The sequence below is a fragment of the Nocardioides sp. 31GB23 genome, from assembly GCF_040012395.1.
In the GTDB taxonomy this organism is placed as follows: domain Bacteria; phylum Actinomycetota; class Actinomycetes; order Propionibacteriales; family Nocardioidaceae; genus Nocardioides; species Nocardioides salarius.
Map to the genome: position 1 here is coordinate 1 of NZ_JBDYKJ010000110.1, position 9717 is coordinate 9717.

General features: G+C 73.9%; 8 protein-coding genes. 4 read left to right on the forward strand and 4 right to left on the reverse strand.

All coding sequences use genetic code 11. From position 1 onward, the window contains the following. Positions 1 to 109: 109 nt before the first annotated feature. Positions 110 to 1459, reverse strand: a complete 1350-nt coding sequence (locus ABKW28_RS22030; protein WP_348613318.1) for a 3-deoxy-7-phosphoheptulonate synthase class II — start codon at positions 1457 to 1459, stop codon at positions 110 to 112. Positions 1460 to 1554: 95 nt separating this feature from the next. After that, the gene (locus ABKW28_RS22035) at positions 1555 to 3012 is read right to left on the reverse strand and encodes an APC family permease (RefSeq protein WP_193670402.1); all 1458 of its coding nucleotides are present in this window, start codon (positions 3010 to 3012) and stop codon (positions 1555 to 1557) included. Positions 3013 to 3205: 193 nt separating this feature from the next. On the opposite strand from ABKW28_RS22035, the gene ABKW28_RS22040 reads away from it, so the two are divergent. Then, on the forward strand, positions 3206 to 3766 hold the full coding sequence (locus tag ABKW28_RS22040) for a TetR/AcrR family transcriptional regulator (RefSeq protein WP_193670403.1): 561 nt from the start codon (positions 3206 to 3208) through the stop codon (positions 3764 to 3766). Then, the gene (locus ABKW28_RS22045; RefSeq protein WP_348613319.1) at positions 3763 to 5304 is read left to right on the forward strand and encodes an MFS transporter; all 1542 of its coding nucleotides are present in this window, start codon (positions 3763 to 3765) and stop codon (positions 5302 to 5304) included. Before ABKW28_RS22040 ends, ABKW28_RS22045 begins: the two co-directional genes overlap by 4 nt. Before the next feature lie 45 nt (positions 5305 to 5349). Here the strand turns inward: ABKW28_RS22045 and ABKW28_RS22050 are convergent, their stop codons facing one another. Both ABKW28_RS22050 and ABKW28_RS22055 read right to left on the reverse strand, forming a co-directional pair. Next, positions 5350 to 6378 carry a 6-phosphofructokinase gene (locus ABKW28_RS22050; protein ID WP_193670405.1) on the reverse strand — a complete coding sequence of 343 codons (1029 nt, stop codon included), beginning with the start codon at positions 6376 to 6378 and terminating at the stop codon, positions 5350 to 5352. A gap of 24 nt (positions 6379 to 6402) precedes the next feature. Then, the gene (locus tag ABKW28_RS22055) at positions 6403 to 7659 is read right to left on the reverse strand and encodes an MFS transporter (protein ID WP_348613321.1); all 1257 of its coding nucleotides are present in this window, start codon (positions 7657 to 7659) and stop codon (positions 6403 to 6405) included. A 65-nt stretch (positions 7660 to 7724) separates the two neighbouring features. Here ABKW28_RS22055 and ABKW28_RS22060 point away from each other — a divergent pair, with 65 nt between their 5' ends. Together ABKW28_RS22060 and ABKW28_RS22065 are read left to right on the forward strand one after the other, a co-directional pair. Further along, on the forward strand, positions 7725 to 8546 hold the full coding sequence (locus ABKW28_RS22060) for a DUF1028 domain-containing protein (protein WP_348613323.1): 822 nt from the start codon (positions 7725 to 7727) through the stop codon (positions 8544 to 8546). Beyond that, the gene (locus ABKW28_RS22065; protein WP_348613325.1) at positions 8543 to 9646 is read left to right on the forward strand and encodes an FGGY family carbohydrate kinase; all 1104 of its coding nucleotides are present in this window, start codon (positions 8543 to 8545) and stop codon (positions 9644 to 9646) included. Before ABKW28_RS22060 ends, ABKW28_RS22065 begins: the two co-directional genes overlap by 4 nt. Positions 9647 to 9717 lie beyond the last annotated feature (71 nt).

A 9717-nucleotide genomic window follows, 5' to 3' on the forward strand; every position in this document is an offset into this window, starting at 1 on the left:
GGTGTCGAGGTCTCCGGGCCGGTCGCCTCGGTGCTGGCCGGTGAGTCCTGGGTCACCGCCTGACCGCGAGCCGGCGCCAGTTCCGGGAACTGGCGCCGGGTCGCCGTACTCAGGCCTTGCGCAGCATCTCCGCCACGAGGAACGCGGTCTCGAGCGACTGCACCCGGTTGAGGCGCGGGTCGCAGACCGACTCGTAGCGGTTGCCGAGGTCGACCTCGGCCAGCTCCTCGCCACCGCCGACGCACTCGGTCACGTCGTCGCCGGTGAGCTCGATGTGGATGCCGCCGGGCCAGGTGCCCAGCGCACGGTGCACGTCGAAGAAGCCCTGCAGCTCGTCGATGACGTCCTCGAACTTGCGGGTCTTGTAGCCCGAGGAGGCCTCGAAGGTGTTGCCGTGCATCGGGTCGCACACCCACGCGACCTGCAGCCCGGCCGCGGTCACCTTCTCGACGAGGTCGGGCAGGCCGTCACGGATCTTGCCAGCACCGAAGCGGGTGATGAAGGTCAGCCGGCCCGGGGTGTTGTCGGGGTTGAGCCTGGCCGCCAGCGCGATCGCGTCGTCGGCCGTGGTGGTCGGGCCGAGCTTGACGCCGATGGGGTTGCGGATCTTGCTCAGCAGCTCGACGTGGGCGCCGTCGAGCTGGCGGGTGCGCTCGCCGATCCACACGAAGTGGCCCGAGACGTCGTACGGCGCCTCGGTGCGCGAGTCGATGCGGGTCATCGCGTGCTCGTACTCCAGCACCAGCGCCTCGTGGCTGGAGTGGAAGTCGACGCGGTGGAACTCGTCGGGGTCGGCGCCGATGGCCTTCATGAAGGTCAGCGCGCGCTCGATGTCGGCGGCCATCGACTCGTAGCGCTGCCCGATCGGGCTGGAGCGCACGAAGTCGGTGTTCCAGGTGTGCACCTGGCGAAGGTCGGCGTAGCCGCCGGTCACGAAGGCGCGCACCAGGTTGAGCGTGGCGGCCGAGGCGTTGTAGACGTCGACGAGGCGCTGCGGGTCGGGGACCCGCGACTCGGGGGTGAACTCGAAGCCGTTGACCGCGTCGCCGCGGTAGGCGGGCAGCGTGACGCTCTGCCCGTCGACGGTGCGGGTCTCGTTGTCGGAGGAGCGCGGCTTGGCGTACTGGCCGGCGAGGCGGCCCACCTTGACCACCGGCACGGAGCCGGCGTAGGTCAGCACGACCGCCATCTGCAGCAGCACGCGCAGCTTGTTGCGCACGTTGTCGGCGGTGACGCCCGCGAAGGTCTCGGCGCAGTCGCCGCCCTGCAGCAGGAACGCCTCGCCGCGGGTGACCGCGGCGATCTTGTCGGTCAGGTCGTCGCACTCACCGGCGAAGACCAGCGGCGGCATCGTGCGCAGCCGGGACACGGCGGCGTCGACCGCCGCGCGGTCGGGGTACGACGGCTGCTGGGCCGCTCCGCGGGCGTGCAGGCTCTCGAGGTCGGGGATGGCGCTCACCGCACCAGCCTACGTCCGGCGCCGCCGGCCCTCCGATTCGTCGTCCGCGCGTGGGACGGGGTGTGTCCCGACCCACGCCGCGCACGCCGATCGAGCTACTGCTCCTCGAGGCTGTCGATGTCGCGGAACCCGGTGCGCTGGGCCCGCACACCGCGGTTGGTGGCCCAGGTCAGCACCCACAGCGCCACCCCGATCAGCAGCAGCACGCCGGCGATGGAGTACTGGATGTGGTCGTCCTCGTTGCGCGCCCAGGGACCCACGAGGAACGCCGCGGTGGCGGCGCCGACGTACGGCACCCAGGTCGGGGCGCGGAAGACCGGCTCGGTGCGGGTGTCGCGGCGCAGCACCAGGCAGGCGATGTTGACGACCGTGAAGACGGCGAGCAGGAGCAGCCCGGTGGTGCCGGCGAGCGCCACGACGATGTCGCTGTCGGAGCGCAGCCGCACGTAGGTGATCAGGCCCAGCGCCATCGCGGTGGTGAAGAGGATCGCGGCCCACGGGGAGCGGCGCCCGGGCAGCACGGCCGACAGCGAGCGCGGCAGCACGTCCTGCTTGCCCATGCCGTAGATCAGCCGGCTGGCCATCAGCATGTTGATCAGCGCGGTGTTGGCGACCGCGAAGACCGTCAGGAACGGGAAGATGTCGTCGATCGGCAGGCCGGGGGCCCCGACCCGCACGACGTCGAGCAGGATGCCCGCCTCGGGGTTGACGGGGTCGGTGATGTCGCCGGGCGGGATCACCACCACCACGGTGATGGCCACCAGCACGTAGACGACCGCGCAGACGCCCAGGCCGGTCAGCATGATCCGCGGGAAGGTGCGACCCGGGTCCTGGACCTCCTCGACCATGTTGACGGAGTCCTCGAAGCCCACCATCGCGAAGAACGCCACGGTGGTGGCGATGGTGATCGCGGCGAAGACGTTCTTCTCCCCCGGCGACTCGAAGACCACCACCCGGCCGACGTCGCCGTCGGTGGCCATCGCCCAGAAGCCGATCGCGATGATGACGCCGAGGGCGAGCACCACGACCGAGGTCAGCACCACGTTGAAGCGCACGCTCTCGCCGACGCCGCGCAGGTTGACCAGCGCGAGCAGCACCATGAAGCCCAGCGCCACCAGCAGCGTCGCGGTGTCGCCGGTGGGCACGCCCCCGACGAGACCGTCGAGACCGACCAGCAGGTTGGAGGCCACCAGGCCCGAGGAGGTCGAGGCGCTGGTGATGCCGGAGCAGACCACGGCGAAGGCCACGATGAAGGTCAGGAAGTGCACGTTGAAGGCCTTGTGCACGAAGAGCGCGGCACCCGCGGCCTGCGGGTGCTTGGTGACCAGCTCGAGGTAGGACAGCGCGGTCAGTGCGGCCACCGCGAAAGCGACCAGGAACGGCACCCAGGCCACGCCCCCCACCTCGCCGGCCACGTCGCCGGTGATGGCGAAGACGCCGGCGCCGATGATGTCACCGACGATGAAGAAGAGCAGCAGCCGCGGCCCGATCGCCCGTTTGAGCTCTCCCTGGTCGCTGTCGTGCACCTGCTCGGCGGGGCTCTGCGTCGCCATGGGTCCTCCGGTCCTCGATCGGCCCAGAGCCGGTGCGCGACCCCGCGGTCGGTGAGGACACTGCCCTGGTGAGGACACTGTGCCTCCGCCGTCGACGGCTCAAACCGGCGCGGGCTCCCCGGATGGGGCGTGGCACATCCGCCTATGAGACACTTCTGTCTCATCTGCGACACATCTGTCTTTGGGAGTGCTCATGACACCTCGTGACGAGGCCCGCGACGCGGCCCGCCGCCACCTCAACGAGGACCCGACCCTCAGCCTCGGCGACCTCGCGGCCCGGATGGGCATGGCCCGGGCGACGCTGCACCGGCACTTCTCCACCCGCGAGGCCCTGCTCACCGAGATCGGCCGCGCCTCCCTGGACAGCTGGGAGGCCTCCCAGCAGCGCTGCGAGCAGCAGGCGGCCATCGACTCGGGCGACCCGGCCCGGCTGCGCGCCTGCGTCGAGGCCCACCTGCGTGACTGCGTGGTCGACGCCGAGGAGTTCGGCTTCGCGCTCACCGACCACTTCCTGTCCCACTCGGCCGAGCTGGTCGAGCGGGCGGCCGGCCTCGAGCGCCTCGACGTGGCGCTGTACGCCGCGGCGCAGCAGGCCGGCGTGCTGCGCCGCGACCTGCCCCCCGCCTGGCTCAGCCACGCGGTGTGGGGCCTGATGCTCGGCTCGCGCAACGCCCTGCGCGCCGGCGACGTCGCTCGTCGTCCGCTCGAGGACATCGTCGTCTCCACGTTCTTGGACGGGGTGTCCGCGCGATGAGCCACATCCGCACGCCCGTGTCGCCCGCGCCCCCGCTCTCCCGACGCCGCCGGTGGGCCGGGCTCGCGGTGCTCAGCGCCAGCCTGCTGGTGGTCGTGATGGACATGACCATCCTCAACCTGGCCCTGCCCTCCATCACCCGCGACCTCGAGCCCGGCTCCGTCGAGCTGCTCTGGATGGTCGACGCCTACCCGCTGGCGCTGGCCGGGCTGCTGGTCACCGCCAGCGTGCTCGCCGACCGGTGGGGACGCCGCCGGATGCTGATGGGCGGCTTCGCCGTCTTCGCGCTGGCCTCCCTGGGTGCCCTCGTGGTGACCGGGCCGCTGGGCCTGATCGCGGTCCGCGCCCTGCTCGGCGTCGGCGGCGCGATGATCATGCCGACCACGCTGTCGCTGGTGCGCACGCTCTTCACCGACCCGCGCGAGCGGGCCACCGCCCTCGGGGTGTGGGGATCGACCGCGGCCGTGGGTGCCGCGCTGGGTCCGATCGCCGGCGGGGTGCTGCTCGAGCACTGGAGCTGGCCGGCCGCGTTCCTGGTCAACGTGCCCGTCATGGCCGCGGCCCTGGTGGCCGCCGCACTGCTGCTGCCCGAGAGCCGCTCGGCCGAGCCGGGGGTCCTCGACCCCGCCTCGGTCGTCCTGTCGGTGCTGGGCATGGTCGGGTTCGTGTACGCCGTCAAGCAGCTCGCCGAGGACGGCCTCGAGGCGCTGTCGCTCGCGGCGCTCCTGCTGGCCCTCGCCCTGCTCGTCCTCTTCGCCCGCCGCAACCTGGCCCTGGCCCACCCGATGCTCGAGGTGCGGCTGCTGGGCCAGCGCAGCTTCAGCGCGGGCGTGCTGACCGCGCTGGCCACCAGCATCGCGATGGCGGCGCTGTTCCTGCTGGTCAGCCAGTGGCTGCAGCTGGTGCAGGGCTGGTCGCCGCTGCAGTCGGGCCTGGCCCTGCTCCCCGCCGCGGTCACCGGCGTGCTGGCCGGCCCCTTCGCACCCGCGGTGGCCGCGCGCACCGGCGCCCGCGCGGTGCTCGTGGGCGGTCTGGTCTCGGGCGGCCTGGGCTTCGCGCTCATCGGGGTCCTGCCACAGCCCCTGCCGTACGCCGGTGTCGCCGTCGGGCTGGGCCTCGTGGGGCTGGGCACCGCCTCGCTCGCGGTCGCCTCGGCGGTCATCATGTCGGCGGCCCCGGCCGACCACGCCGGCAGCGCGGCCGCCATCGAGGAGTCCAGCTACGAGCTCGGCGCGGTGCTCGGCGTCGCCGTGCTGGGCAGCCTCGCCGCGGCGGTCTACCGGGCCGGGCTGCCGGTGGGCGGCCTCGACACCCTGTCGCCGGCCGACGCGGCGGCCGCGCGGGAGTCGGTCGGCGGGGCCGTCGAGATCTCCGTGCGGTCGGGGCCCGACGGGGCCGCGCTGCTGGTCGCGGCGCAGGAGGCCTTCACCGAGGCGCTGGCCGTGACCGGGCTCGCCGGAGGCGCACTGATGCTGGTGGCGGCGCTGGTCGTGGCGCGGCTCGCGCCCCGCGACCTCGACGTCTCCGCCGGGCACTGACGAGCAGCCCGGCGCCTGGCAGCCCCGGGCGCCCCGGCAGCCGTCCTAGCCGAAGAAGACCTCGGCCTCGGCGTACTCGGCGGGGCTGACGGTCTTGAGCTCGCCGGTGCCCTCGTGCAGCGGCACCCGGTCGATGCGGGTGCCGCGCAGCGCCATCATGGTGCCGAAGTCGCCGTCGGCGACGGCGTCGGCGGCCTGCAGCCCGAAGCGGGTGGCCAGCCAGCGGTCGAAGGCGGTGGGGGTGCCGCCCCGCTGGATGTGGCCCAGCACGACCGCGCGGGCCTCCTTGCCGGTGCGCTGCTCGATCTCGTGGGCCAGCCGGTCGCCGATGCCGCCGAGGCGCACGTGGCCGAACGAGTCCTTCTCCCCCGACGAGAGCGTCATGTCGCCGCCGTCCTTGGGCACCGCTCCCTCGGAGACCACGACGATGGGGGCGTACTCGCTCTCGAAGCGGGTCTGCACGTGGTCGCAGACCGCGTCGATGTCGAAGGGCTGCTCGGGGATCAGGATCGCGCTCGCGCCGCCGGCCATGCCCGAGTGCAGGGCGATCCAGCCCGCGTGGCGGCCCATCACCTCGACGACCAGCACCCGGTGGTGCGACTCCGCGGTGGTGTGCAGCCGGTCGATCGCGTCGGTGGCGATGTTGACGGCCGTGTCGAAGCCGAAGGTGAAGTCGGTGCCCGACAGGTCGTTGTCGATGGTCTTGGGCACGCCCACCACCGAGACGCCCGCGTCGGCGAGCTTGGTGGCCACGCCCAGCGTGTCCTCGCCGCCGATGGCCACGAGCGCGTCGACGCCGTCGCTGGCCAGGTTGGCGCGGATCCGCTCCACGCCGTCGTCGATGGCGAAGGGGTTGGTGCGTGAGGAGCCGAGGATGGTGCCGCCGCGGGGCAGGATGCCGCGGCACTCCTCGATGCCCAGCGGCATGGTCAGGCCCTCCAGGGGCCCCTTCCAGCCGTCGCGGTAGCCGATCAGCTCGAACCCGTGGTCACGGACCCCACGGCGCACGACGGCGCGGATCACGGCGTTGAGGCCGGGGCAGTCCCCGCCTCCGGTCAGGACTCCGACTCGCATGCCCCGACCCTAGTCGTGCCGGGCTCAGGCCACCATCACCTCGGCGGCCTGGGCCGCCACCCGCTCGTCGGCCAGCGGCAGCACCCGGCCCAGCCGCAGCGCCACCAGCGCACCGACCACCGCGACCCCGCTGAGCGCCGCCCAGATCGGCCACTCGCCCCGGGCCAGCAGCCACGCGAAGCTGATCGGGGCCACGGTCGCCGCGACGTTCCACGACAGCTGCACCAGCGAGAGGTAGCGACCGCGCAGGTGCTCGGGCGCGGCCTCGGCCGACAGCGCACCGTGCACCGGGCCCCCGAGCAGCTCCCCGAAGGTGTAGACCACCGAGCCGAGGAGCAGCGCGACCACCGCGAGGCCCACCGGCAGCGCGCCGGCCAGCAGCATGGCGGCGTACCCGAGCACGAACGTGACGTGGGCCAGCAGCAGCACCCGCCAGCGGCGCGCGCCCGTCATCGCGCGCACCACCAGGCCCTGCCCCAGCCCGACCAGCACCGTGTTGAGGGTGAAGACCACGCCCGTCACCCAGCCCGGCAGCCCCAGCACCGTGGTGGCGTAGACCGGCAGCGCGACGCTGAGCACCATCATCGCCAGGGCGAAGGTGAGCTGGCCGAGCACCAGCAGCCGGTAGGGCCGGTCGCGCAGCACCGTGGCCCACGAGCCGGGCTCGGGCCGGTGCCCGACCGAGGCGGCGGGCGGCACCGAGAGCAGCAGCACGAAGGCGACGGCGTACGACGCGGCGTTGACCAGCACGATGGCGGCGTACGCCGACGGCGTGCCGACGGTGATGGCGAGCCCGGCCGCCAGCCCCCCGACCGCGAAGCCGACGTTGCGCAGCGCCCCCAGGAAGCCGAACCAGCGCTCGCGCTCACCGGGGCGCGAGATGGCCGCGACGATGGTGCCGTAGGAGCCCCAGAAGGCGGTGCGGCCCAGCGAGACCACCACGGTCCACACGACGACGGCGCCGAACGACTCGGTGGCCAGGTAGGCCACGAAGCCCAGGCCCTGCAGGGCGTTGCCGGCCAGCAGCACCGACTTCGCGCCGAAGCGGTCGACCACCCCGCCCAGCAGCGGCCCGACGGGCAGCGCGATCAGCGAGGCCAGCGACAGGGCCGCGCCGACCTGCACCAGGTCGAGGTCGGTCGTGGCCAGGAAGTAGAGCACCAGCACCGGCATGAACACGCCGCTGCCGACCGCGTCGATGGCGATGGCGGTCACGAAGCGGCGGTGGTCCCCGAGAGAGGGCCAGCCCAGGCGCTCGGCCCAGGAGGTCGTGTGCGGCACGCGTGGCATCCTCACAGCCCGGTACGGCACCCGGGGACCTGTTCCAGGATCGCTACAGTCCCGGCATGACCTTCTCGATCGTGGCCCGCTCCGCCGACGGTGAGTCCTGGGGGGTGGCGGTGGCCTCGAAGTTCCTGGCCGTCGGCAGCGCCGTCCCGGCCGCCGTGGCGCAGGTGGGCGCCATCGCCACCCAGGCCGACGCCAACGTGGCGTTCAAGGGGCTGGCCCTCTCGCACCTCGACGAGGGCGCCACCGCCGCCGTCGCCCTCGAGCGGCTGCTCGAGGAGGACGACGGCCGCGACCACCGCCAGGTCGGCATCGTCGACGTCGACGGCGGGGCGGCGACGTACACCGGCCCGGCCTGCCTCGACTGGGCGGGCGGTCGCAGCGGCGAGGGCTACGCGCTGCAGGGCAACGTGCTGGCGGGCGAGGAGGTGCTCGAGGCGATGGAGCGGGCCTTCCTCGGCTCCGACCCCGGGGCCCCGCTGGGCACCCGGCTCCTCGCCGCGCTGCACGCCGGCGACCGTGCCGGGGGCGACCGCCGCGGGCGCCAGTCGGCGGCGCTGCTGGTGGTGCGCGACGAGGCCGGCTACGGCGGGCTCGACGACATCGAGGTCGACCTGCGCGTCGACGACCACACCGACCCCGTGGTCGAGCTCGCCCGGCTGCTCGACCTCAACGAGCTCTACCTGACCGCCTCCACCGAGGAGGAGAAGGTGCCGGTCACCGCCGAGCTGCAGGCCGAGCTCGAGCGCTTCGCCGCCGACGCCGGCCACCGCGACTTCCACGCCTGGGTCGGCACCGAGAACTACGAGATGCGGGTCGCGCCCGACCTGTCCTGGATCGACCGGCGCATCCTGGCGGTGGTGCGCGGCGGCGCCGCGTGACCACCTGCGTGCTGGCGGTCCACGCCGGCACCACCGGCGTCGCGGCCGCGGCCGTCGACGCCGCCGGCACCGTCCGGGCCCGGGGTCACCACGAGCTGGCGCAGCACCGGCCCGCGGCGGGGCAGGTCGAGCACGCCCCCGACGAGATCTGGCAGGCGGTGCTGGGCGCGGTCCGCGGGGTGCTGGGCCACGTCGACGCCTCGGGGCTGGGCTCGGTCGCGATCACCAACCAGCGCGACACGGTGCTGCTGTGGGACCGCGAGACGCTGGGCTCCCCGCGGCCGGCGGTGGCCGGGCAGGACCGGCGTACGACGCAGGTGTGCGCGGCGCTGCGCGCAGCTGGCCACGAGACCCGGGTCGAGGAGCTGACGGGCCAGGGCCTCGAGCCCGGTCGAGCCGCTCCCGCCCTGGCCTGGCTGGCCGAGCACGAGCCGCGCACCTGGGCGCTGGTCGAGGAGGGCCGCTACGCCGTCGGCACGGTCGACTCCTACCTGGTGGCGCGGATGACCCGCGGCCTCGAGCACGTCACCGACGTCTCCAACGCCGCGCGCACGCTCCTGCACGACCTCGAGGGTGGCGGCTGGTCGGGCGAGCTGTGCTCGCTCTTCGGGGTGCCCGTGGACGCGCTGCCCGAGCTCGTGCCCAGCTGGGGCGGGGCCGCCACCACCGACCCGCGCGCCTTCCTGGGCGTGTCGCTGCCCGTCGCCGCCCTCGTCGCCGACCGGTCCGCGGCGCACCTCGGCCTGGGCTGCCTCGACGCCGGCGACGCCTCGTGGGACGACGCCGCGTCGAGCCTGCTGGTCACCACCGACCGGCGCCCGCTGCGCACCGCGCAGGTGCTCGCCACCGCCGCGTGGCGCTCCCCCGACGGCGCCGACACCTTCGCGCTGGAGGTCGCGTCGGGCGTCGACAGGTCCTCGGAGTGGCTGCCCGGCGTGCGCGAGGCGGCCCCCGAGCTCGCCTCGCTGCGCGTCGAGGACCGCGTCGACGACCGGCTCTGCCACGACCTGGGCGAACGGCTGGGTCTCGACGTGCGCCGCGCGAGCGCGCCCGACGCCACCCTGCGCGGCGCGGCCCTCCTCGCCCTCCGCCCCCGCTGACCCGGCCCATATCTGGCTCTTGTGACCCTTCCGTGGGTCGCTGAGCGTGGCCTGATGTGGCGCACGCCGTT

Bases quoted from the DNA above. Each gene is read 5' to 3' on its own strand.
- ABKW28_RS22035 (WP_193670402.1), bottom strand. From the start codon at position 3,012: ATGGCGACGCAGAGCCCCGCCGAGCAGGTGCACGACAGCGACCAGGGA.
- ABKW28_RS22060 (WP_348613323.1), top strand. From the start codon at position 7,725: ATGACCTTCTCGATCGTGGCCCGCTCCGCCGACGGTGAGTCCTGGGGG.
- ABKW28_RS22050 (WP_193670405.1), bottom strand. From the start codon at position 6,378: ATGCGAGTCGGAGTCCTGACCGGAGGCGGGGACTGCCCCGGCCTCAAC.
- ABKW28_RS22045 (WP_348613319.1), top strand. From the start codon at position 3,763: ATGAGCCACATCCGCACGCCCGTGTCGCCCGCGCCCCCGCTCTCCCGA.
- ABKW28_RS22040 (WP_193670403.1), top strand. From the start codon at position 3,206: ATGACACCTCGTGACGAGGCCCGCGACGCGGCCCGCCGCCACCTCAAC.